Here is a 21,711-nt window from a genome sequence, read left to right as displayed (position 1 = left end):
AAGCCAAGCTTTCAGGCTGAAGCCGAGTTAGTTGAAGACAGCAAGCGACCCTGCAGCCAGTTAATGATCAGCAAGACCACTATGACTGCCAGCCCTATGGCTTCTAAGAGCATATCTGGGAAGAACACTAGAATGGTTGCCAGCATCAGTAGGACACGCATCCAGGCCTGCATCCAGGTAAACAGGTAACCTTCCAAACTCGAAGCAAAGGCAACCAGACCCAAGCTGATCAGCACCCCTTTCCAAATCAAGACTTCAAGTGAAGCCCCAACAATTAGCTCCGGGTTGAATACGAAAAACAAGGGAATCAGGTAGAGCCCCTTGGCAAACTTCCAGGACTGGACGCTGGTTTCCATAGTTTTACTGCCCGCTATCGCTGCTGCTGCAAAAGCGGCCAAAGCCACTGGCGGTGTCACATTGGAATCCTGGGAGTACCAGAACACCAGCAGGTGAGCAACGAGTACGGAAAGACCAAATTCAGCCGTCAAAGCAGGACCAACCAGAACAATCAGCACAATATAGCTGGCAGTCACCGGTAAGCCCAGCCCCAAAATAAGGCTAGCAATCGCCACCAAGAAGACGGCCATAAGCAGGTTGCCACCCGAAAAAGCAACCATCATTGATGAAAACTTCAGGCCCAGTCCAGTCAAGCCAACGACTGCAACTACAATACCCGCGACACCACAGGCAATACTGACGGCCACAGCATTACGAGCCCCTAATTCCAGGCCCATCAATAGCTTCTTACCGCCAACCAGTGAAGCCTGCCAGAGTTCTGACGTTAAGTTTTTGTTGTTCTGACCTCTTTGCCAGGCTTGCCAGAGACCATTCAGGCCTGCAATGCCAATAATGCTAACCACTGCATAAAAGCCAACCCGCATGGGCGAATAGCCACTAACCAGCAAGAACACCAGCAGCAAGAGCGGCAAGAGGAAATACCAACCTCGCGCCAGCACATCTTTGAGCTGAGGCAGCTCGCTGGAAGGCAAGCCATGCATACCCCTTTTGATCGCAATCAGGTGAACAAAAAGATAGACGGTTGCAAAGTAAAGAAGCGCTGGAAAAACACTAACCTTAATAATTTCCAAATAGGGAAGACGGGTGTATTCAGCAATCAAAAAAGCACCGGCACCCATCAAGGGTGGCATTATCTGCCCGCCGGTACTGGCAGCCGCTTCTACGCCACCGGCCTGAGCAGGCTTATAGCCCAGTTTTTTCATCAGCGGTATGGTAAAGGCGCCACTGGTCACCACATTGGCAATAGAACTTCCCGAGATGGAACCCATGCTGGCGGAAGCGATAACCGCAGCCTTGGCAGGTCCACCCCGCTGGCGGCCTGTCGCCGAAAAAGCCAGATCAATAAAGAAACGTCCCGCACCGGTGACTTCCAGCATGGCACCAAAAAGAACAAAAATGAAAACAAAGGTCGCTGCAACGCCCAGAGGAATACCGAAAATACCTTCCTGCCCCAAATACATCTGAGCAGCTACCCGATCAAGGCTATAACCCCGGTGACTTAAGAGGCCAGGCAGCCATTCACCAAGCCAGGGTAGCTCGCCTCTTGGTCCTGCAAAAGCATAGAGCAGAGCAATGGCTCCGATCAGGGTCAACCCTAACCCCACAGCTCTACGGCTTGCTTCCAGCAACACCAGTGTCGTCATCACACCCATCCAGACATCTTTATCTGACCAAAAGCCTGCACGTGCAAAGATATCGTCCAGATTGTAAACAAGATAAAAACCGGAATAGGCTGCTGCAAAAAAGAACAACAGGTCCAGGCTCCACAGAAGCCAACCTCGTTGAACATTTTTAAAAGGCGGAAAAATCAGAAACGCCAGCATCATAACCGCAGCAAGGTGGATGCTGCGTTGATAAAAAAGCCCCAGGGGATCAATACCGGCAGTATACAGCTGGAAGAGCGACAGACTGATCGCCAAAACGATGGTTACTAAGACAGCTAAACGAGGGCCTGAACGGTCGAGCTTAATGGCTACCGATTCATCCACGATCTGCTTTTCCGACATTTTAATTCTCTGTTCTAGGCTGCAAATATAGTTCAATTCCCTGATTGGCAAAGGGTTCACTCAGGGAGATTTTATTCAGATCATCAAAAACCAAGCGGTGATTAACTTCCTTCGAGCCAACTCTAAGGCGCATAGAGTTGTGAGGCAAAGGACTGTTGATATCGCGAATCCAGTAGCCTCCACGACCATCACTAACCTGTACACCTCGACCTTCAATATGGCCCAGTCCTGCTGCAAAGTCAGGCTGATGACTGGATTCAAGTAACAGGCGTCCTGCATCAATACGGAAGCAATCTTTAACGGTAAAACCAGCTACTGAGTGCTGCCAATGAAGGCACCAGCCATCACCTTCATGCAGGGCAATACGTTTTTGTAAAGCCGAAGCATCCGGATTTATAACCAGCCAATAATCATTTGCTGCTACTTGGGGTGCACTCAAGCAGACCAGTAGCAGCAAATTTCTTAGCATAAATCAGCGAACTAAACGTGAAGGAATGCTTTTACCTGTTTCCCGGTAGTAGCGTAATGCTCCTGGATGCAAAGGGATAGGCGTTGCTTCCAGACTAAAGTCAACCGTCGTGCTATTGGCTGCCGAATGAATGGCCCTTAACTCATCAACCTGTTCAAACAGAATGCGAGTAATTTGGTAAGCAAGGTCTTCTGACATGCGAGCATTGACGGCCAAAACATTGGGCGTACCTATAGTGCGCACATCCTCATCGACACCTTCATAGGTTCCTGCAGCTAGGGTGAAAGGAGCGAAAACAGGCTGAGCTTCTATAGCCTTAGCAATTTCAGTTTCCGTAAAGCTAAGAATATGGATGTCTCTTGCTGTTGCCAGGCTCATAATTGAGCTGGTAGGTGGGCCGACACTCCAGAAGCCTGCATCAATATCACCATCGCGCAAGGCATCAGCTGTTTCATTAAAGTTCAAGCGTTGAGTATTGCGCAGAGTGATTCCATTGGCTTGCAAGAGGGTGTTGGCACTCACTTCTGTACCACTGCCAGGTGCCCCAATTGAAACTCGTTTACCCTGCAGGTCACTCAAAGATGTAATACCAGAATTTTTTAAAGTAACCAGCTGAATGGCATTAGGGTAAACCGAACCGAGAGCTCTAATATCGGTTAAGGCGCGTCCTTCAAAGCGACCTTCACCATGATAGGCTTGATAGACAGTGTCAGCCAAAGCTAAAGCCAGGTCTGAATCTTCACGATGGATCAAACCCATGTTTTCTACGGATGCACCTGTTACTTCAGCAACGCCGGTATAGCCATCAATATGACGACCGATCATTTCACCGAGACCGCCGCCAATCGGGTAGTAAACACCGCCCGTACCACCGGTAGCAATAGATAGAGTCGTTTGAGCTTGGGCCGCAGGAATGGCGACCAAGAGCCCCAACCCAAGGGCTGCAATGAATTGACGCATTATTTGTCTCCTTAGTTATTTTTATAAAACTAACCCACGTCATCCCAGTGGTTTTTTGGATTCACTGGTCGTTTTGAGTGTAGGGTCGTTTCTGGAAATTGCCTAGTCTTATTGTGTTTGCTGAGATTGCAGTGAAAGAGACAAGCAGAAAGCATGCCAGCAAGCCCACCTCACCTGAAACTGGTGAGTTCACTCAAAGAATTAAGACAAGCAGCCAGTCAATGCGCCTTCTTTGAGCAAGATTTGGCCGATAGACAAGTTCCTTTAAGCCAAATCTTGCCTAGGGCGTTTCCTTTTCGCTAAGCAATTGATCACGCTGCAAGCCCAAGCGCAGCATCTTCTGATTGAGTGTTCGCCTGGGAAGTTGCAGCTCTTCCAGCACCTGCTGAATATTGCCTTGATGGCGGATCAAAGCCTGGCTGATTAATAAGCGCTCATAGGCTTCTAATTGTGTAGCCAGACTAGAGTTGCTTTCCGAGGAGTGGCTATCCTGATTCGGGGATTCAAGACCCAAAGCAAAGCGGGTCGCCTTGTTGCGCAGCTCCCGAACATTGCCCCGCCAGGGGTTCTGCAGTAGCGCCCGGCAGTAGTCAGCATCAGGCTGATTACTGGTCAGGTCGTGCACCTCAGTTGCCTGTTGAACAAAATGCTCAAATAACATCAGGATATCCTCCTGGCGCTCACGCAGAGGCGGGATACTCAGTTCAGCAACAGCCAGACGATAGTAGAGATCTTCTCGAAACTGGCCTTGTTCAGCCAATTCCAGCAGATCGATTTTGGTTGCAGAAATAATAATTAAATCCAGGTCAATCAATTGATTACTGCCGATGCGTTCTATCTGCTGCTCCTGAAGGGCACGCAACAATTTAATCTGCACCGGCAAGGGCATGGATTCAATTTCATCCAGGAAGAGAGTACCGCCACTAGCCAGCTCCAGCTTGCCTTGGCGTGATTCCACAGCACCGGTAAAAGCACCTTTACGATGCCCAAATAGTTCTGACTCAACCAGCTCATGAGTCAGCGCACCGCAGTTGATCGCCACAAAAGGTTTGTTTGCTCTGGGGCTGCATTCATGCAGAGAGCGCGCCACCGCTTCTTTACCCGCGCCTGTTTCGCCGTGAATCAGAATGTTCGCCTGCACTTTGGCCAAGCGTTGAACCTGTTGACGCAGGGTCACCATGGCCTGACTCTTACCCAGCAAGCGCTTCTTGACCGGGTCATGCATGGCCGCACGCAGACGATTGTTTTCCAACTGCAGGGAACGGGTGATCAGGGCTTTGCGGATAATTTCTTCAAGACGTTCTGGATCAAAGGGTTTTTCCAGAAAATCCCAAGCGCCATTACGTATAGCTTCCACAGCCATGGGGATATCACCATGACCGGTGATCAGGATGATCGGCAGGCCTGGCACTTTTTCCTGAACCTGAGCCATAAGCTGAATACCACTAATACCCGGCATTCGAATGTCGGACACCAGAATGCCAGGGAAATCTGCATCCAGGTGTTCTTCAGCTATCAGGGGATCATCGAAGGTCAACACCTGAATATCGGACAGCTCCAGCCATTGTCGTGTGGCTTCAAGAACCGCAGGGTCATCATCCACCAACAAAACCTGATTGCACTCTAGCTGTGTCATGCTGCCCTTGCCTTCTGTTCACTAAATGGGAGCCAAACTTCAAAGCGCGCGCCACCTTCCGGTGGCGATTCAGCCCGAATATGACCGTCAAGATCCTGCACCAGCCCGTAACAAATAAAGAGTCCCAGGCCCATACCCTGACCGACATTCTTGGTCGAGTAGAAGGGCTCAAAGAGGTGCTTGATCTGCTCAGAAGCAAATCCTGGGCCATTGTCTTCCACTTGCAACAGCCACCCCTGATTATTTTCTTGCAGACTTATTTTGACTTGTGGATCAGGTGTAGAGGAGACAGCATCCAGCGCATTACTGAGCAGATTCACCAATATCTGTTCGATACGTGCATCATCGGCGCGAACCAGCGCTTGAGGCGGGTAGTCGGCATGCAAGCTAACCTGTTGCTGCTGTATACGGTGTTCCAGCATTTCCAACACAAAATCGATCCGTGCAGACCAATCAACCGGCTGGGATAAGGCAGGTGCCTGACGCACAAAAACCTTCAGCTGTGAGGTGATGTCACTCATACGACTGGTCAGAGTCATGATTTTGTCCAAGGCGGTATCCACCTGTTGATACAGGGCCCGCGTCAGCAGCTTGCGACCAGAAGCTGCATAGGTACGTACCGCTGTCAGTGGCTGGTTGAGTTCATGTGACAAGCCGGCAGCCATAATTCCCAGGGCCGCCAGTTTCTCTGACTGCACCAGTTCACGCTGGATACGCTGCAATTCAGAAGTACGCTCCTTGACCTGGTCTTCCAGACTGTCGTTCAAAGCCCTTAGACGCTGCTCCGCTTTTAAAGCCGCCTGCGCTCGCCGACTGCGTTCACGCATCCACAAAACACCAGTTAAGCAGAGGATATATAAAATCAGTACCAGCCCGGCAACAAGCAAAGCAAACTGGTATAGAGGTAGCACCGGGACTAAGTAATGAATGGACCAACCTGATGGCGACAGATCTAGGGTCTGGTTCAAATAACCCGCGGTTTCACCATCGGTTTCCGGCATAACTTTAAAGTGATTATTGTGTTGCACACCCAGAGGTTTTAGTTCAACAGTGTCGAACTGGCGGTTGCGGCGGATAGCGTCCAGCTGTTCCTCAGAAAGAACATCAATATAGCGATATTTCCACTGCGGATGGCTCGACAATACGATGATACTGTTGTTGTCAGAAACAAAAACTTTTTCAGCAGCCAACTGCCAATCGGCCTGTAGCGGTTCCAGATCCACTTTTACCACGGCCACTCCAGCTTGCTCGCCACTTTCACTGGTCACCCGTTCAGACAGAAAATAACCCGGTAAGCCGGTCGTAGTTCCTATCGCAAAAAAGCTGCCCCGCCCCGAGCGAATGGCTTCTGTAAAGTAGGGACGAAAGCGGTAGTTATTGCCGACAAAACTATCCGGATGTTGAAAGTTACTAGATGCCAGGGTTAGCCCCTGCTCATCCATTAGGTAGACCTCATCGGCCAGTGAGGTGTTGCGCGTGTCGGCTAAGAAGCTATTGATATCATCAGTCAAAGACGAGTCGGGGTGATCCAAAAGACGCCTGACATCCGGTGTTTGGGCAATCATCCAGGGCAGATAGTCATACTTGTTGATGGCCCCTTCAAAGCTGCTAGCGTAGAGGTTAAGGCGCTCACCCGCTTGTTGCAGGGCTTGCTCTTTAGCGTGCTGAAAGCCGATCCAGGCCGCAAAAGCCAATAGAAATGGCAACAGCAGGAAGCCGACCAGCCAAATACGGCGCATTTCCCAAAGGGATCTGTCTGACTTATGCATAGCTGACCCTAAGCAATGGACAGCCTGGGACACCCCAGGCAAGGAACGCAAAAATAAGTAAATCTTATCACAGGCATCAATTGGCACCCACAGAGCGTGATTACTGGCTTACAGCTAGTGATTCAGGCTCAGCTGCCAGGAATTTAAGCAGTTTCGCTTGATTTCCGCTATTTATTATAATAAATATATTGATACCTGCTCTGTCCACTCACTCTATCGAGGTAACCTAACGATGACTTCTTTTCAGTGGCAAGACCCTTTTTTATTGGAACAGCAACTCACAGACGAAGAGCGTCAAGTTCGTGATGCCGCTCATTCTTATTGCCAGGAACAGTTACAGCCACGAGTACTCAGTGCTTTTCGCGAGGAACGTTTTGACCGCGAAATCATGAATGAAATGGGCGAAATGGGCCTGCTCGGCTGTACCGTTGCCGAAGAGTATGGCGGTGCCGGCATGGGTTCGGTCGCCTATGGCCTGATTGCCCGTGAAGTGGAAAGAGTGGATTCCGGCTACCGTTCTGCGATGAGTGTGCAATCTTCCCTAGTGATGTACCCCATTGAAGCTTACGGCACCGAAGAACAAAAGAAAAAATACCTCCCCAAGCTGGCCAGTGGTGAATGGATTGGCTGCTTTGGCTTAACTGAACCCAATGCCGGTTCTGACCCAGCCGGTATGGGCACCCGTGCCGAAAAAACCGAAGGTGGTTATCTGCTGACTGGGCAGAAAATGTGGATCACCAACAGCCCCATCGCTGATCTGGCGATTGTCTGGGCCAAATCTCAAGCCCACGACGGTAAAATCATGGGCTTTATCGTCGACAGGGGAACAGAAGGTTTCAACACCCCCAAGATTGAAGGCAAGGTATCCCTGCGAGCTTCCATCACCGGTGAAATTGTACTCGACAAGGCTTTTGTGCCTGAAGAAAACCTGCTGCCCAATGTCAGCGGTCTAAAAGGCCCCTTTGGTTGTCTGAACAAAGCCCGTTATGGGATTGCCTGGGGTTCGTTAGGTGCCGCTGAATTCTGCTGGCATGCAGCCCGTCAATACACCCTGGATCGCAAACAGTTTGGTCGCCCTCTGGCACAAACCCAGTTGGTTCAGTTGAAGCTGGCCAATATGCAAACCGAGATTGCTCTGGGTCTACAAGCGGCTCTTCAGGTCGGTCGCCTGATGGATGCGGGTAACTGGGCACCGGAAATGGTCTCGCTGATCAAACGCAACAACTGTGGCAAGTCTTTGGATATCGCCCGTTTAGCGCGCGACATGCACGGCGGTAACGGTATCTCCGATGAATATGGTGTGATCCGCCATATGGTCAACCTAGAAACAGTGAATACCTACGAAGGTACTCACGATGTTCATGCCTTGATTTTGGGTCGTGCCCAAACTGATTTGCAGGCCTTTTTCTAAGGAGCCACACCATGTTGCCCAAGCCGCTGCAAGGCATACGTGTCCTGGATTTATCGAGAATACTCGCTGGCCCCTGGTGTACCCAACAACTGGCCGACCTGGGCGCTGAAGTCATTAAGATAGAGCGCCCCGGCCAGGGTGATGACACCCGGCGCTGGGGGCCACCCTGGCTGAAAAACAGTCAAGAAGCGGCCTACTATCTGTCCTGCAATCGCGGCAAGAAATCGGTTGCGGTGGACATTGCCACGGAAGCCGGCCAGCAAACCCTGCTGGCTCTGGTCGATCATTGTGATGTCCTGGTGGAAAACTTCAAAGTTGGCGGCCTGAAAAAATATGGCCTGGACTATGCCAGCCTGAAGGAAAAGAAACCGGACCTCATCTACTGCTCGATCACAGGCTTTGGTCAAGATGGGCCCTACGCTCAACGGGCAGGCTATGACTTTATGATTCAGGGCATGGGCGGTCTAATGAGCCTGACCGGGCTGCCTGATGATGAGCCGGGTGGCGGCCCGGTTAAAGTCGGCGTGGCTTTTGCTGATGTTTTTACCGGACTCTATGCCAGCAATGCCATCCTGGCCGCTCTTTTTCAGCGCCAGCAAAGCGGCCTGGGCACCCATATTGATTTATCTTTACTGGATGTCCAGGTTGGCGTCTTGGCAAACCAGGCTCTGAACTACCTGACTTCGGGTCAAGTACCTGGGCGGCTGGGAAATGCTCACCCCAATATCGTACCCTACCAGGCTTTTGCCACAGCGGATGGGTATATGATTTTGGCGGTGGGTAATGATGCCCAGTTTCAACGCTTCTGCCAGGAAGCAGGCTGTCCAGAGCTGGCCCAAGATGAGCGTTTTGTCAGCAATCAAGAGCGGGTTGCCAACCGGGAGCAGCTGCTACCCCTGCTGGAACCTCTGGTCAAAAAACGTACAACCGATGACTGGTTGCAAGCCCTGGAAGCAATCGGCGTTCCCTGCGGGCCCATCAACAACCTGGAACAGGTTTTTGCCGACCCTCAAGTTCAGCACCGAGGCATGGAGTTGAAACTACCCCACCCCGAGGCAGGTGAAGTACGTCTAGTCAGCAACCCGATTCGTTTTGATGGTCAAGCATTGAATTCCAGTTCAGCGCCACCTCTACTCGGCGAGCATACTGAGGAAGTTTTAAAAGAGTTACTGAACCGTGAGTGATATCCAGGGATTACGCTTAAGCGTTTTCTTAGCTTGTGTTTGCCAGCACAGATAATTTGTGCCCAGCTTCTCTAGTCCATGAAAGAATTTCAACGATCAGTTAGACCGTGCTGCTCGGTACTGCTTAATGGATTTTGACAGATGAGCAGCATTAGCTGGGCTTTTGAGCAGATGGACAGTTTCCATAAGAGCATTAAACTGATCCAAGGACATCACCACCACATCTTCTGAGTCTCTGCGGGTAATAATGGTGTAGTCAGCATCGCCAACAACCTGATCCAAAACACTTTTCAGCTTGTTTCTAGCGTCAGAGAAACTTATGACTCTCATGGTTCTTACCGCCTCTTTTGTACAAGATATAGGACAAGCACAGCATGTACAATATAGTATGCAAGTAACTGATGCGGTAATTTAAACTGCCAGCTCACGCGTCGGTTTGGAGCCGCGAAGCGGCGGAAGGCCAGTCGCTGTGCAGCCGTTGGTTATGCTCTGTGCCCGATTTCTGAAACAACACTCCAAGGACGAATATTCTTCAACTGATCTTCAAGGACATCTTCCGTAATTTCAATGTCAAAGGCGGCCTGAGCACGCAACCAATACCCATTGGACAAACCAAAGAAGCGGCAAAGTCGCAGGTCGGTGTCTGCCGTAACCGCACGTTTTCCGGCAATAATCTGGCCTATTCTCTGGGCTGGCACACCAATTTCTTTAGCGAGACGATATTGAGAAATGCCCATCGGCTCTAGAAACTCTTCTTTGAGCAGCTCGCCTGGCGTTACGGGATCAATGTTGCGCATGAGTTGCCTCCTAATGGTAATCGACAATTTCGACGTCTTCCGCACCGGCCTTGGTCCAGCGGAAGCAAACCCGGAATTGCTTGTTGATTCGAATGCTGTGCTGACCTTGGCGGTCACCATGCAACGGCTCCAACATATTGCCGGGCGGCACTTGAAGATCATCAAGCTGATTTGCAGCCTGGAGTTGGCGAATTTTCCTCAAGGCAACGCGCTCAAAATTGACAAAACGTCTGACGCGACGCCCGCCTGCAAGCTTCTCTGTATCCTTACACTTGAATGATATGATCATGGATTAATAATAACGCCACGCAACAATAACGTAAAGCGTTACTATCTGGGGCTATTGGCTGGAAGAAGAAGCATAACGCCCGCATTTGCAGCTGGTATGGAGCTAGGTGTCCATTTTATGGGTGCAAGATCAAAGCGGAGGTTTTGGCATCCGGTGCATGACCTTGATGTGCGGCTTCAGGCTGCAACAAGCTTCTTCACGTTGAGCTCTTTGCGATGTTGTTCAGCATGCCAGAGCTCATATTGGGACTGCTGATTCAGCCAGCTTTCTGCAGAGGTGTCGAAAGCGATAGAGAGCCGGATAGCCATTTCGGGACTGATACCCGCCTTGCCGTTCAACACGGCACTCAAAGTCTTGCGGCTAACGCCCAATGCCTCTGCAGCAGCCGTAACGGAGAGGCCGAGTGGCTCAAGACAAAGTTCTCGCAATACTTCACCAGGGTGGGGAGGGTTGTGCATCAACATTGACGGTACCTCAGTGATAATCTTCATAGTTCACAATCTCGGCACCCCCATCTTCGAATCGGAAGGTCACTCGCCAGTTACCGCTAACGGTAACTGACCATATGCCGACGCGATTGCCGGAGAGTTCGTGCAGCCGAAGGCCTGGCAAGTCCATGTCTTTAGCATCCGATGCTGCGTTTAATCTACCGAGAATAAGACGAAGCCTTTTTGCGTGAGCGGCCTGAATCCCTGCAGTGCTGCCGGACTTGAAAAATTTGGCCAAACCCTTGTGTTTGAAGCTTCGTATCATTCTTAGAGCGTACCCTGCAACGTATCAGGTGTCAATTCACATAACGAACTTGTAGAAAAACCTCTTTCCAGCCAGTTTTTTCTACCAACAGCTCGCACTCTGTTGTTCATTTTTCAAGTGCCCAGGGATGCTTCATTTCAGCATAGCCAGGGAGGTTTTTCTACAGCCAGAACGCCTCACATAAACCGTGCGAGCTTGCGAGTGTCGGGCAAGTACATTATCGCATTTAGTGTGATTGTTAGATCACTCTATAGACTCAACAAGCTCTTGAATAGCGGATGCCCGCCAAACGATACCTAAATCTGACTCTTTGTTTATTCGTCCGCTATAAATGCCGAGGAATTTATAAACAGTGTTCGTAAAGCTTCCGAGCTTGCCATCAATCATCATTGCCGTCCCTTCAGCACGGTGTGCTATGACTGCCGATCCCGATTGCCCTTGGCGGCTTCGGCAATCAATAAGAAATACAGGCCAATTATTGAAATCAACATCAGGTTCCGAAGCCATGAATCCAGTAGCCCAAACCGCCAAAGATCCACCTGCTTGCAGACCAAAAGGAAAGCCTACGACGCTAAGAATATCAGCTGGACCAACATTGAACTTCGGGCCGGTGTTAAATACATCATATGGAACTATTTCCACATCATCCAGAGCCGTCAGAGGTAAAGCAACAAAGTCTGCATCCCCGCCTAATGTAGGATGCTCGATCCACAAAGGATTTTCCTCAGGGTCTAAGATCAGCTCAGTTCGTGTGACCCACTCACCTAATCTCCCTTTTCGGTTATGTACTATCACCATTTGGTTTGGTACACCCGCCGTACTAGATAGCGGTTCACCGGTATATGGGTTTCGCCCTGTCACGTTATGCCTGTTTGTGATTAATAGAGGACCATTCTTTCCATTTACCAAAAATGCAGTGCCCGTAGCCAATGGCTGATCATTGAATCGCATTTCGATAAACAATGATTTGACTGATGGTTCAGATATTCCAATCATATTTCACCAATATCTAACGACCATAGGTCAGCGTCGCGTTAGCGTCCGCTGGTCCGTATTGTTTTGTGAAGCTGCAGGGTAGTTTTAAATTGAATCGATAACTCCATATCTCTGTAACTCCTTGCCTGACTAGGGTGACCACACCGCTGCGGGTTGACTAATTTGCGCTTTTTTCCGACGCGCATCCTGCGGTGGCGGTTAACTCGAGGCGGTTTAGCCGGCTATTATAAAGTGACTAAACGCCCCGAGCTGTTGAAAAAACCAGGGATTATTAGGCTAGTTCGCTAACACACTCACGAATAATCTTCAGGCCCTTCTGCAGCTGCTCGTCGGGCACGGTGAGAGGTACCAGAATACGCACTACATTTCCGTAAAGGCCGCAGGAAAGCAGAATCAAGCCCTTCTCGCGAGCTTTGGTCAGAATCTTGCCGGGCATTTCACTGTCCGGCTTGCCCTCTTTGGTAAAGAACTCCATAGCAATCATCGCTCCCAGGCCGCGCACGTCGGCGATAACTGGGTAGTCTTTGGCCAAGGCTTTAAGCTCGGAAGTAATGGTTTCACCTACCTTGCGACTGCGTTCCAGCAGCTTTTCTTCTTCAAACGCCTGGAAAACACCCAGGGCAGCGGCACAGGCTATGGGGCTACCACCATAGGTGCCACCCAAGCCACCGGGTGCAATGGAGTCCATCACTTCTGCTTTACCCACAATGCCTGACAAGGGGAAACCACCGGCAATGGATTTGGCAAAGGTGGTGATATCCGGCTCTACACCCATCTGCTCCATGGCAAAGAAGGTGCCGGTACGCCCAGCGCCGGTTTGTACTTCGTCGGCAATCAGGACGATGCCATACTGGTCACAGAGTTTGCGCAGGCCAGCCATAAATTCTTTCGGAGCTACATAGAAGCCACCCTCACCCTGAACAGGTTCCAGAATAATCGCGGCGATATCTTTTGGCTCGGCATCAAATTTGAAGATGCGCTCTACGGAAGCCAAAGCATCCTCGGTGGTTACACCGTGCAGCTCGCAAGGATAGAGCGCACGGAAGACATCACCCGGCATCAGGCCCATACCTGAAGCATAGGGAGCCACCTTGCCGTTAAGGGCCAGAGTCGCCAGGGTACGACCATGATAGGCAGCACCAAAGGCAATCACCCCGGTACGGCCAGTGTGGGCGCGGGCAACTTTAACCGCATTTTCTACTGCTTCCGCACCAGAGGTGAAAAGAGCTGTTTTTTTGGGGCCAGAACCCACCGCCAGATCATTAATCTTTTCGCAAACTTCAACATAGGGCTCATAACCCATCACCATAAAACAGGTATGTGAAAGTTTTTCCAGCTGTTCAGCAACAGCGGCCTTCACCTTGGGATGCAGGTGACCGGTATTAAGAACGGCTATGCCACCGGCAAAGTCGATGTATTCTCGGCCTTCCACGTCTTTAACCGTTGCATTCTCGGCAGAATCCAAAAAAACAGGATGGACCAGACCAACACCGGCGGCAACGGCCTGGTTCTTGCGTTCGATCAGGGCTGCATTGGTTTTGCTCATAATCTTTCTACTCCAAAGGTCAAGGACGGGATGCTTCTCTTGCAAAGGTAGCACCTGAAGGCCACTTATGACCACCCCGGCTATTTCTGTTATTCTCACGCCTTTCAAACCTTCCCCGTTCTGGAAAAGCCCTGTGCATTTTTCGGTTGCCATCAGACTTTTCAACACCCTTTGGGTCGGCCTTCTGGGTGGCCTGGTTTTCCATTGGCTGCAAATCCCTCTGGCCTGGATGTTGGGCCCCCTGCTAGCCAATCTACTGGTCTCCCTCTATGGATTACCGGTAGGCATCAAACCGCGTATCCGCGCTGTCTTTTTAGGTAGCCTGGGCATGGTTTTGGGTGGGCAAACCAGTCAGGAGACACTGCAACAAGCGAGTAGCTGGCCTGCGAGTCTGGCACTTTTAAGCTTAGGTGTTCTACTGATTATTTTTGGCGTAGCTTATTATTTTCGCAAGGTGGCCGGTTTTGATAAGGCTTCAGCTTGGTTTTCAGCTGTGCCTGGAGCCATGACTTCAATGATTCTGATCGGCGGGCAGGCAGGCGGTGATGAACGTAAAATTGCTTTAGCTCATGCTCTGCGCCTAACCTTCGTGGTGCTTTTAGTACCCTCCCTGTTCTGGCTGTTTTATACCGCACCTGATGTCGATGAAAACCCGCTCTTTCAGTCCACCGAAAATCTATGGCTGCTGCTGGGCATCTTTCCAGCCTGGTGGCTGGGTAAACAGCTACGCCTTCCCACACCTGAATTTACCGCACCGCTTTTTATGAGCGTGGCCGCAGCTCTGGCAGGCTACCCCTTTTCTGGTGGTCCCTATCTGGTTGCAGCTACCTTTATGGTTTTGGGAGGGTCTATAGGCGCACGCTTCTACGGTATGCCTATTAAAGAAATACTTTGGCTGGGAAAGCATGCCCTGGGAGCCACCCTGGTTGCTCTCGTAATGGCGAGCTTTGCTGCCTTTTTAATGGTTTGGCTACTAGGCCTGCCTTTTCCAACTGCCTTACTGACCATGACACCCGGAGGCATAGGCGAAATGGCCATGGTCGCTCTGGCCTTGGGTATAGACCCGGTATTTATTGCTGCTCACCACCTATTTCGTATCCTCGCTTTGATGCTCCTTATCCCCTTTTTCTTCCCCTTCTTGCGCAACTGATTCCTCAGACGCTTTCTTTTGCTTGGCTGTTTCAGTGTCCGCCGCTGGAGCAGCAGGCTTGGCAACGCCGCCTTTGTTACTCAATTCACGGTTTTGATGCTCCAAACGCTCTACCAGCTTGAGGATAATCTGGTCCTTAATCCTTTCCCTGGCTGTTGGTGCCAGGTTACGCAAGGCAACGCGGTTACAGCGAAATAAAACGGTCTGACGAACAGCTACCACGCTGGCCGTGCGTGGACTATCTGTTAAGAAAGCGACCTCCCCTACGGTTTCACCGGGCGGAATGCTGGCAATACGAACTTCCTTGCCGGACTGATTGGTCATGCGCACTTCCAACTCACCACTGAGTGGAATGTAAAGTGTTGGGTCGACACTCCCTTGCTTGATGACATATTCACCCTCTTCAGCCAAGACAATCATGCCCTTGCCTTCAACCAGGAGCTGTTTATCAGTATCCGGAAAACTCTTAAAGAATTCCAAGCGGCTCAACAACTGGATAATTTTGTGTCTCAGGGTATTGATCTGTTTCATCAGCCTGCCTTTCCATGTTGTAAACGTGTAAACCCCAAGCATAGCAGAGCCTTAACTGGAAAAAACCTGACCTGGTTAAAGTTTTTGATCTTTAACAGCAAACACAGGCAACCTTTGTTAAGCTGAAATGCAAATCCTAACGCCTTAGAGTGCAAGGAGGTTACTTGAGAAAAGGAAAATATCGCCTTTCACGTACACAAACCCTCATTTCATTATTTGCTATTTTGCCGCTGCTACTGGCCAGCTACTGGTGGCTAATCTGGCAAAGCCCCTGGCTTTTTCAACCTCCAGCTGACTTCTATCTGGAGGAAGTCACCGAAACCCAAAAAGTCTTTGCTTATGGCACCTTAAAAAGCCCCTGGGTCAGAATGGTGGTCACACGGCGGATTTCTGCCGGTGAACCTGCTCGCTTGGCTGGCTTTGAACGGGAAGCCCTCAATTTGGTCGAGGCCGACCTGGACACTTATGTCGAAGGTATTGTCTTTGAAGCCACCCCAGCAGAGCTGAACAGACTGGACCGCTATGAAAGAATTGGCATCCGCTATGAGCGCAGGTTGCACCAACTGGACAATGGCCAAGAAGCCTGGGTGTACCACCTACTGGGGCTGGGAGGAGATACTAATCAGTAACCCACCATGACTTGATTGCGCCCTGCTTCCTTGGCCTCATAGAGAGCCGTATCCGCCCTCAGTGTCAATTGATCCAGGCTTTCATCCGGACAGTATTCAACCACCCCCAAGCTGGCTGTGACCCGACCCACCTCTGGAAAACAGGCCGCCTCCAGTTTTTTACGAAAGGCTTCGGCCAGCTTGGCTGCCCGGCTCAAGCTGGTTTCCGGCAACAGAACCATAAACTCTTCACCACCCCAACGACACACGGCATCATTAATGCGCATCCGCTCGGTTGCCAGCTCAGCCACCTTGATCAGCACCTGGTCACCCAAATGATGGCCATAGTTATCATTGATTTTCTTGAAGTAATCCAGGTCAAACATGACCAGAGAAAAACGTGTTTGATAGCGTTGGGCTCTTGCCGCTTCCTGCTCCAGCAGCTCATAGAAGGCATGGCGATTATAAAGTTGGGTCAGTTGGTCATGGTAGGCCAATTGCTGCAGCTCACCTTCCAAGCGTTTGCGCTCAGAGATATCCCGGAAAGTGACCACACCACCAAACACCTGACCCAGTTCCTGCCATAAGGGGGTCGCGTAGATTTCAACTGGAAAACCGCTGGCGTCCTGACGCCAAAACCAGTCTTCATGCCACTGATCAGCACTCAATCCGCTATTGATGGCTTGATGAATGGGGCAGGCTTCTGTCGGATAGGAACGACCGTCCGGATAAGAGTGGTGAATCAGTTGATGGCTGTTCTGACCCAGGAGCTCCTCTTCATGGCTGTAGCCCAAAAGCTTTAAACCAGCCGGGTTAATAAAGGTAAAACGCCCCTCAGCATCTACCCCAAACACGCCTTCGCCAATATTTTTCAGCAGGGTACGACTGAAATGCTCTTCCTCGCGTCTTTGACTGATGTCCCTTTGTATAGAGATAAAATGGGTAATTTGACCGATCTCATCCTTAACCGGGCTAATATTCCATTCCACCAAATAGGGGCTGCCATCCTTACGATAATTGACATTTGAGCCTTTAAATTCCCTGCCCTGCTTCAAGGTCTCACTCAAACGCGCCAACTCCTGACGGTCAGTACGGCGACCTTGAAGAATACGTGGCGTCTTCCCTTCCAGATCCTGCCACTGGTAACCCGTCATCCGGGTGAAGGCCTGATTGATGTAAAGAATTCTGGGTCCTGGCTCTTCCAGGCGCGCATCAGTAACCAGAACCGGATTACTGGCCTGATCAAGTGCAATGGGCAAAAAAGGAGCGGCTTTCTTTAGTGGCATAGGGGAAGTTCCTCCTTGGCCTTCGCGCCAGGCAATAGTTTTTTGAAGGCCTCTTCAGGCAGAGGACGGTAAAAATAATAGCCCTGCACTTTAATATGGCCAAACTGGTTCAACAGGGCCACCTGGTGATCATCTTCGACACCTTCAACTACCACTTCCAGACCCAGGCCCTGCGCCAGTTGGGCAATGGAACGCAGCAGCTTGATAGAACGCTGGTCCTGACGCAAACGGGGTAAGAAACTTCTATCTATCTTTAACTCATTCAAAGGCAGGCTATCCAGATAGGAAAGGCTGGAATAACCTGTACCAAAGTCATCCAAGGAGATGGAATACCCCCGTTGCTGCAAGTCCTTAAGCAGGGCGACTGCGGCATCGCCATTACGTATCATCGCGCCTTCGGTAATTTCCAGCTGCAGGTTGGAAGCCTTGAGTCCTGCTGATTGAACCCGGGTATCCAGCCATTCAGCAAAGTCTTCCTGATCCAACTGGTGAGCCGAAAGGTTAACCGCTAGCTGATAGAGACCCAGCCCCCTGGCCTTCCAGCTAGCCAAGTGCTCAACAACTCTACTCAGCACCCATCGGTCCAGGCGCACACAAAGATGGCTTTGTTCTGCTATGGGTATGAACTCACCTGGTGAAACCCAGCCCAAAGTTGGATGCTGCCAGCGTAATAAAGCTTCTGCTCCACAGATGCGGCCACTGGCCAAACAAACCTTGGGTTGAAAGTAAAGTTGTAACCCGGGTTCCTGCTGCACACCCAACACTTGGCTCAGGTCCTGTTCGATCAGCTGCTTTCTCTGCTGCTGATAATGTTGACGATGATCAAAAAAGCAGTAGGTCTGACGACCGGCATTTTTTGCCTGCAAATGCGCATGCTCTGCCGCCTGCATCAAACCTTCTTTATGCAGAGCATCCTGGGGAAAGAAGGCCATACCCACACTGGGGCGCATCAATAGTGATTTATCATCCAGCGTCAGCCCTTCACTGAGTCTATCCAAGATAGTCGTTGCCAAACGTGACATGGCCGCGGCATCAGCCTGACGATGCCGTAAAAGTGCAAAGGTATCAGCCTGCAAACGCACCAGCGTATCAGAAGCTTCAACCACCTGATTCAAGCGCTCAGCCTGCAGTCTGATCACCTCATCTCCTGAAGTCAGACCAAAGTGATCGTTAATTGGTCTCAAGCGACCAACATCAATAATCATCAACCCCAAAACCTCACCCTGGTCACGGCAGCTTGCCAAGGCTTGATCCAGGCGACTCATTAAGAGTTTACGATTGCCCAACCGAGTCAGGGGATCATTAAAGGCCAGAAATTCAACTTCGGCTTCTCTGGCTCGAAGCTCGCTTAGATCGTGTGAAATCGCCACATAGTGAGTTGTTTCGCCAGTCGTATTTTCCAAGGCATTAATGGACAGCCACTGCAGATAGATCTCTCCTGTCTTACGACGATTCCAAACCTCACCCGACCAACTACCCTCTCGCTCGATTTCTGTCCAGATGGATTCATAAAAGCTAACCGGGTGGCGCTCAGACCTAAGCAGGGCAGGTGTTTTTCCAAGCGCTTCCGTTTCCTGGTAGCCGGTGATCTCAGTAAAGGCGGCATTCACTTTCAGAATGCGCCCTTTTTGATCAGTAATCATGATGGATTCCAGGGTGTTAGCCAGGATTTTCTCTACCAGTTGAGGCGCATTGATTGTATGCATGAAGTAACCGCTCGGGTAAAAGGGCTGAGAAAGCAGCAATTTTGTATAGCTTGTGTACAAGATTAGCATTAGGCCCGTCTATAAGCAAACCCGATCTTATGGTTACATTGATTTACAGAACAACACTGATCAAATAAGTTTTTCTTGTCCTTCTTTAACTAGCTTGCAAGTTAAGGAATCATTAGATTCTATTATTCACTTCTGAAACCAAGCGTCAGGAGGTCAATCATGAAAATTGAATATCAAGACAGACCTGCCGGACAAGCGCCTGATTCCCAAGCGTCGCAATGTGATGATCAGGTCAAGGTTGTCACTTCTCCTATGGCTGCGGAATCTCAGCCTGACAGTTGTTCAGTTGAGCTGGATCCGCACTATGCAGAAGATCAGGTTCATGAAGAGTTTAATCTGGCCTTTACCGGCCTGCTCTTTTTAGGTGGGTTGGTGATGGGTATAGCGCCAGCACTTATTCAACTGGGCTTTTTAATAAGCTAAGTAAAGACTGACTAGTGAACAGCCCGCCCAGGTCTTAAGACCTGGGCTTTTTTTAGCGTGAAATAATCCGATGCACCGGCTTTAGCTGGGGAATCTGAGACAGCACCACCTGAATCACCGTCATCAAGGGTACCGCCAGAAAAAAGCCCACCGGCCCCCAAAGCCAACCCCAAAAGAAGATGGATAGAAAAATGACAATCGGATTAACGGCCATCCGAAAGCCATGAATATAGGGTTCAATAACCGCACCAACAAATCCGGTCAGCGCTATATAGGTAAGGGGAGCAATCAACATCCAGCCCAGGGCGCCGAAGTGAGTCGCAGAAACAACGGCCAACAAAGCTGCTGCTGACATCACTCCCAAGTAGGGAATAAAGCGCGCCAAGCCAGCAACCACACCCCAAAGTGCAGGTGTTGGTAGACCCAATGCCCAACAAACCAAGCCCATCGTCAGACCAATACTAAAATTGGTTAGGGTGATCACCCCCAGGTAGCGGGCCATTTGTTGCTGACTGGCCCGGACAATATTCAATAGGGTACGCCTGCTTTTGCGGGGTGTTTGCCGAACCCAGTTAAAAATCAAACGGTCACCACTGACCAGGAAAAAATAGGTCAAAGCCAGGGCGAGAGCCAGGCCCACTAGGGTTTTTTGGGCATTTCTAGCCAGCTGATTACGCCAGGACTCAGTTTGCAGAATAACTGTTTGGGCCTGTTCATCAGAGAACTCTTCCATGGATTCTTCCAACTGCCGGGCAGACTCCGTCAACTTGTCCAGTTGGCTGCGCAACTCATTTTCACCCACCAACACTCTGGAAATACTCTGCGGGGCTTTTTCTGCCCACTCAAGCGCTGGAGCAGCAATACTGGTTACCAAGCCACCCATGGCCAGCACCAGAATAAACAATAGGGTGAGTGCACTGACCGGCTTGGGAAGTCGCCAGCGTTTCCAAGCTTTGATAACCAAAGGCGACAGCAAGAGGCTGACCATAAAGGCAAGAACAATCGGCAGAATAATGGCATGCGCCAAATAGAGGGTATAGAGAATGCCAAGACCCAAGAGGACCTGCAAACTAGTGGAGTGCTTTTCTTGCATTTTGAACAGCCTTGGTAAACTTGAGCAATTTCTTTTATGCTGATTTCTTCAATTAATAAATTATCTCTACCTCACACTATACATGAAGATATCTGCTTTGCTTTACCGGCACCGCTACCTGTTAACAGCCTGCCCACTGCTACTGCTTTTTTTGCTGGCCAGCTATCTGATCTGGCCAACCCTGGAAGCTTCTTTAAGTGGGCTCTCCACCATTCAGCTAGGCGTCTTGGCTAGCCTGGTTGCTGGCTTGTTCACAGCCGTCGGTGCCCTACCTATATTTTTTATTCGCAAACTCAGTAAAACTCTGGAAGACAGTTTGATGGGCTTTGGTGCGGGTGTCATGCTGGCAGCCACCGCTTTTGAGCTCATTTTGCCTGCCATGGACCAGGCCGAAAGTCTCTATAACCATGCCGGCATTACCCTTTTAATGCTGGCTACAGGTATCGGCTTGGGAGGAGGGCTCCTCTATTTGCTGCATAACAAAATTCCCCATGAGCACTTTATCAGTGGTCAGGACAGTCCGGCCCGAGCCCATAAAATCAAACGTGTCTGGCTGTTTATTTTTGCCATTGCCCTGCATAACCTGCCTGAAGGCCTGGCTGTAGGGGCTGGCTTTGGCGGCGATAACCTGGCGGCGGGTGTTGCCCTGGCGATAGGCATAGGGCTACAAAATATGCCCGAAGGTTTGGTCGTTGCCATAGCACTGCTTTCTTTGGGTTATAGCAAGGCCACTGCCTTCGGTGTCACCCTGTTGACCGGACTGGTACAGCCTTTGGGAGGCCTAATAGGCGCGATCCTGGTTAGCATGGTTGACCTGATGCTGCCGCTGGTTCTAGCCTTTGCAGCCGGTGCCATGCTGTTTGTTATCAGCCATGAAATTATTCCCGAATCCCACCGTGAGGATAATAAAAGTAAGGCGACTGCTGGCGTCCTGCTAGGCTTCACAGTAATGCTGGGGATTGACATCCTGCTGGATTAAAACCAATACACCAACCGAGTGAGTTCATCTTC

At 50.4% G+C, this 21,711-nt stretch carries 22 protein-coding genes; 6 read left to right on the top strand and 16 right to left on the bottom strand.

The genetic code is table 11. The features are described from left to right. Window positions 1-11: 11 nt before the first annotated feature. From BM185_RS13935 to BM185_RS13915, 5 genes are all read right to left on the bottom strand, one after another. Window positions 12-2,024, bottom strand: a complete 2,013-nt coding sequence (locus BM185_RS13935; RefSeq protein WP_091965012.1) for a TRAP transporter permease — start codon at window positions 2,022-2,024, stop codon at window positions 12-14. 1 nt (window position 2,025) lies between these two features. Then, window positions 2,026-2,493 (bottom strand): DUF1850 domain-containing protein, encoded by a 468-nt coding sequence (locus tag BM185_RS13930; protein WP_091965010.1) that lies wholly within the window; start codon window positions 2,491-2,493, stop codon window positions 2,026-2,028. Between the two features lie 3 nt (window positions 2,494-2,496). Next, window positions 2,497-3,453, bottom strand: a complete 957-nt coding sequence (locus tag BM185_RS13925) for a TAXI family TRAP transporter solute-binding subunit (RefSeq protein WP_091965008.1) — start codon at window positions 3,451-3,453, stop codon at window positions 2,497-2,499. 280 nt (window positions 3,454-3,733) lie between these two features. Continuing rightward, the gene (locus BM185_RS13920) at window positions 3,734-5,089 is read right to left on the bottom strand and encodes a sigma-54-dependent transcriptional regulator (RefSeq protein WP_091965006.1); all 1,356 of its coding nucleotides are present in this window, start codon (window positions 5,087-5,089) and stop codon (window positions 3,734-3,736) included. Then, window positions 5,086-6,858 carry a sensor histidine kinase gene (locus tag BM185_RS13915; protein WP_091965004.1) on the bottom strand — a complete coding sequence of 591 codons (1,773 nt, stop codon included), beginning with the start codon at window positions 6,856-6,858 and terminating at the stop codon, window positions 5,086-5,088. Before BM185_RS13915 ends, BM185_RS13920 begins: the two co-directional genes overlap by 4 nt. A 232-nt stretch (window positions 6,859-7,090) precedes the next feature. Between BM185_RS13915 and BM185_RS13910 the strand changes: the two genes are divergently transcribed. Together BM185_RS13910 and BM185_RS13905 are read left to right on the top strand one after the other, a co-directional pair. After that, a complete protein-coding gene (locus BM185_RS13910; protein WP_091965002.1) occupies window positions 7,091-8,269 on the top strand; it encodes an acyl-CoA dehydrogenase in 1,179 nt (392 codons plus the stop codon). A gap of 11 nt (window positions 8,270-8,280) precedes the next feature. Further along, a complete protein-coding gene (locus BM185_RS13905; RefSeq protein ID WP_091965000.1) occupies window positions 8,281-9,453 on the top strand; it encodes a CaiB/BaiF CoA transferase family protein in 1,173 nt (390 codons plus the stop codon). A gap of 96 nt (window positions 9,454-9,549) precedes the next feature. On the opposite strand, the gene BM185_RS13900 is transcribed toward BM185_RS13905, so the two are convergent. From BM185_RS13900 to gabT, 7 genes are all read right to left on the bottom strand, one after another. Continuing rightward, a complete protein-coding gene (locus BM185_RS13900) occupies window positions 9,550-9,783 on the bottom strand; it encodes a type II toxin-antitoxin system Phd/YefM family antitoxin (RefSeq protein WP_091964998.1) in 234 nt (77 codons plus the stop codon). 152 nt (window positions 9,784-9,935) lie between these two features. Next, window positions 9,936-10,250, bottom strand: a complete 315-nt coding sequence (locus tag BM185_RS13895) for a HigA family addiction module antitoxin (protein WP_091964996.1) — start codon at window positions 10,248-10,250, stop codon at window positions 9,936-9,938. A 10-nt stretch (window positions 10,251-10,260) separates the two neighbouring features. Continuing rightward, the gene (locus BM185_RS13890; protein WP_091964994.1) at window positions 10,261-10,539 is read right to left on the bottom strand and encodes a type II toxin-antitoxin system RelE/ParE family toxin; all 279 of its coding nucleotides are present in this window, start codon (window positions 10,537-10,539) and stop codon (window positions 10,261-10,263) included. 176 nt (window positions 10,540-10,715) lie between these two features. After that, complete coding sequence (locus BM185_RS13885) at window positions 10,716-11,003, bottom strand: HigA family addiction module antitoxin (RefSeq protein ID WP_036148342.1); 288 nt, start codon at window positions 11,001-11,003, stop codon at window positions 10,716-10,718. A gap of 10 nt (window positions 11,004-11,013) precedes the next feature. Then, window positions 11,014-11,292, bottom strand: a complete 279-nt coding sequence (locus tag BM185_RS13880) for a type II toxin-antitoxin system RelE/ParE family toxin (RefSeq protein WP_091964992.1) — start codon at window positions 11,290-11,292, stop codon at window positions 11,014-11,016. A 243-nt stretch (window positions 11,293-11,535) separates the two neighbouring features. After that, window positions 11,536-12,288, bottom strand: coding sequence for a trypsin-like peptidase domain-containing protein (locus tag BM185_RS13875; RefSeq protein WP_091964990.1), 753 nt, complete (start codon window positions 12,286-12,288; stop codon window positions 11,536-11,538). Window positions 12,289-12,559: 271 nt separating this feature from the next. Beyond that, window positions 12,560-13,834, bottom strand: coding sequence for a 4-aminobutyrate--2-oxoglutarate transaminase (gene gabT, locus BM185_RS13870; protein WP_091964988.1), 1,275 nt, complete (start codon window positions 13,832-13,834; stop codon window positions 12,560-12,562). A gap of 133 nt (window positions 13,835-13,967) precedes the next feature. Here gabT and BM185_RS13865 point away from each other — a divergent pair, with 133 nt between their 5' ends. Next, the gene (locus tag BM185_RS13865) at window positions 13,968-14,984 is read left to right on the top strand and encodes an AbrB family transcriptional regulator (protein WP_177203577.1); all 1,017 of its coding nucleotides are present in this window, start codon (window positions 13,968-13,970) and stop codon (window positions 14,982-14,984) included. Here the strand turns inward: BM185_RS13865 and BM185_RS13860 are convergent. Continuing rightward, window positions 14,922-15,515, bottom strand: a complete 594-nt coding sequence (locus BM185_RS13860; RefSeq protein ID WP_177203576.1) for a cyclic nucleotide-binding domain-containing protein — start codon at window positions 15,513-15,515, stop codon at window positions 14,922-14,924. The two genes, BM185_RS13865 and BM185_RS13860, sit on opposite strands and share 63 nt — an antisense overlap. A 164-nt stretch (window positions 15,516-15,679) precedes the next feature. On the opposite strand from BM185_RS13860, the gene BM185_RS13855 reads away from it, so the two are divergent. After that, the gene (locus BM185_RS13855) at window positions 15,680-16,144 is read left to right on the top strand and encodes a gamma-glutamylcyclotransferase family protein (protein WP_091964981.1); all 465 of its coding nucleotides are present in this window, start codon (window positions 15,680-15,682) and stop codon (window positions 16,142-16,144) included. On the opposite strand, the gene BM185_RS13850 is transcribed toward BM185_RS13855, so the two are convergent. Together BM185_RS13850 and BM185_RS13845 are read right to left on the bottom strand one after the other, a co-directional pair. Next, window positions 16,138-17,409 carry a sensor domain-containing diguanylate cyclase gene (locus BM185_RS13850; RefSeq protein WP_091964979.1) on the bottom strand — a complete coding sequence of 424 codons (1,272 nt, stop codon included), beginning with the start codon at window positions 17,407-17,409 and terminating at the stop codon, window positions 16,138-16,140. The two genes, BM185_RS13855 and BM185_RS13850, sit on opposite strands and share 7 nt — an antisense overlap. Beyond that, complete coding sequence (locus tag BM185_RS13845; protein ID WP_177203575.1) at window positions 17,400-19,115, bottom strand: putative bifunctional diguanylate cyclase/phosphodiesterase; 1,716 nt, start codon at window positions 19,113-19,115, stop codon at window positions 17,400-17,402. Before BM185_RS13845 ends, BM185_RS13850 begins: the two co-directional genes overlap by 10 nt. Before the next feature lie 228 nt (window positions 19,116-19,343). Here BM185_RS13845 and BM185_RS13840 point away from each other — a divergent pair, with 228 nt between their 5' ends. After that, window positions 19,344-19,607 (top strand): hypothetical protein, encoded by a 264-nt coding sequence (locus tag BM185_RS13840; RefSeq protein WP_091964975.1) that lies wholly within the window; start codon window positions 19,344-19,346, stop codon window positions 19,605-19,607. A 52-nt stretch (window positions 19,608-19,659) separates the two neighbouring features. Here BM185_RS13840 and BM185_RS13835 read toward each other — a convergent pair whose 3' ends face one another. After that, the gene (locus BM185_RS13835) at window positions 19,660-20,700 is read right to left on the bottom strand and encodes an AI-2E family transporter (protein ID WP_091964973.1); all 1,041 of its coding nucleotides are present in this window, start codon (window positions 20,698-20,700) and stop codon (window positions 19,660-19,662) included. Between the two features lie 97 nt (window positions 20,701-20,797). On the opposite strand from BM185_RS13835, the gene BM185_RS13830 reads away from it, so the two are divergent. After that, window positions 20,798-21,679, top strand: coding sequence for a ZIP family metal transporter (locus BM185_RS13830; RefSeq protein WP_245751774.1), 882 nt, complete (start codon window positions 20,798-20,800; stop codon window positions 21,677-21,679). The last annotated feature ends 32 nt before the right edge of the window (window positions 21,680-21,711 follow it).

The sequence above is a fragment of the Marinospirillum celere genome (assembly GCF_900112235.1).
In the GTDB taxonomy this organism is placed as follows: Bacteria; Pseudomonadota; Gammaproteobacteria; order Pseudomonadales; family Halomonadaceae; genus Marinospirillum; species Marinospirillum celere.
This window is presented reverse-complemented; position numbering and strand designations above follow the sequence as displayed.

Bases quoted from the DNA above. Each gene is read 5' to 3' on its own strand.
- BM185_RS13935 (WP_091965012.1), bottom strand. From the start codon at position 2,024: ATGTCGGAAAAGCAGATCGTGGATGAATCGGTAGCCATTAAGCTCGAC.
- BM185_RS13930 (WP_091965010.1), bottom strand. From the start codon at position 2,493: ATGCTAAGAAATTTGCTGCTACTGGTCTGCTTGAGTGCACCCCAAGTA.
- BM185_RS13925 (WP_091965008.1), bottom strand. From the start codon at position 3,453: ATGCGTCAATTCATTGCAGCCCTTGGGTTGGGGCTCTTGGTCGCCATT.
- BM185_RS13920 (WP_091965006.1), bottom strand. From the start codon at position 5,089: ATGACACAGCTAGAGTGCAATCAGGTTTTGTTGGTGGATGATGACCCT.
- BM185_RS13915 (WP_091965004.1), bottom strand. From the start codon at position 6,858: ATGCATAAGTCAGACAGATCCCTTTGGGAAATGCGCCGTATTTGGCTG.
- BM185_RS13910 (WP_091965002.1), top strand. From the start codon at position 7,091: ATGACTTCTTTTCAGTGGCAAGACCCTTTTTTATTGGAACAGCAACTC.
- BM185_RS13905 (WP_091965000.1), top strand. From the start codon at position 8,281: ATGTTGCCCAAGCCGCTGCAAGGCATACGTGTCCTGGATTTATCGAGA.
- BM185_RS13900 (WP_091964998.1), bottom strand. From the start codon at position 9,783: ATGAGAGTCATAAGTTTCTCTGACGCTAGAAACAAGCTGAAAAGTGTT.
- BM185_RS13895 (WP_091964996.1), bottom strand. From the start codon at position 10,250: ATGCGCAACATTGATCCCGTAACGCCAGGCGAGCTGCTCAAAGAAGAG.
- BM185_RS13890 (WP_091964994.1), bottom strand. From the start codon at position 10,539: ATGATCATATCATTCAAGTGTAAGGATACAGAGAAGCTTGCAGGCGGG.
- BM185_RS13885 (WP_036148342.1), bottom strand. From the start codon at position 11,003: ATGTTGATGCACAACCCTCCCCACCCTGGTGAAGTATTGCGAGAACTT.
- BM185_RS13880 (WP_091964992.1), bottom strand. From the start codon at position 11,292: ATGATACGAAGCTTCAAACACAAGGGTTTGGCCAAATTTTTCAAGTCC.
- BM185_RS13875 (WP_091964990.1), bottom strand. From the start codon at position 12,288: ATGATTGGAATATCTGAACCATCAGTCAAATCATTGTTTATCGAAATG.
- gabT (WP_091964988.1), bottom strand. From the start codon at position 13,834: ATGAGCAAAACCAATGCAGCCCTGATCGAACGCAAGAACCAGGCCGTT.
- BM185_RS13860 (WP_177203576.1), bottom strand. From the start codon at position 15,515: ATGAAACAGATCAATACCCTGAGACACAAAATTATCCAGTTGTTGAGC.
- BM185_RS13850 (WP_091964979.1), bottom strand. From the start codon at position 17,409: ATGCCACTAAAGAAAGCCGCTCCTTTTTTGCCCATTGCACTTGATCAG.
- BM185_RS13845 (WP_177203575.1), bottom strand. From the start codon at position 19,115: ATGCATACAATCAATGCGCCTCAACTGGTAGAGAAAATCCTGGCTAAC.
- BM185_RS13840 (WP_091964975.1), top strand. From the start codon at position 19,344: ATGAAAATTGAATATCAAGACAGACCTGCCGGACAAGCGCCTGATTCC.
- BM185_RS13835 (WP_091964973.1), bottom strand. From the start codon at position 20,700: ATGCAAGAAAAGCACTCCACTAGTTTGCAGGTCCTCTTGGGTCTTGGC.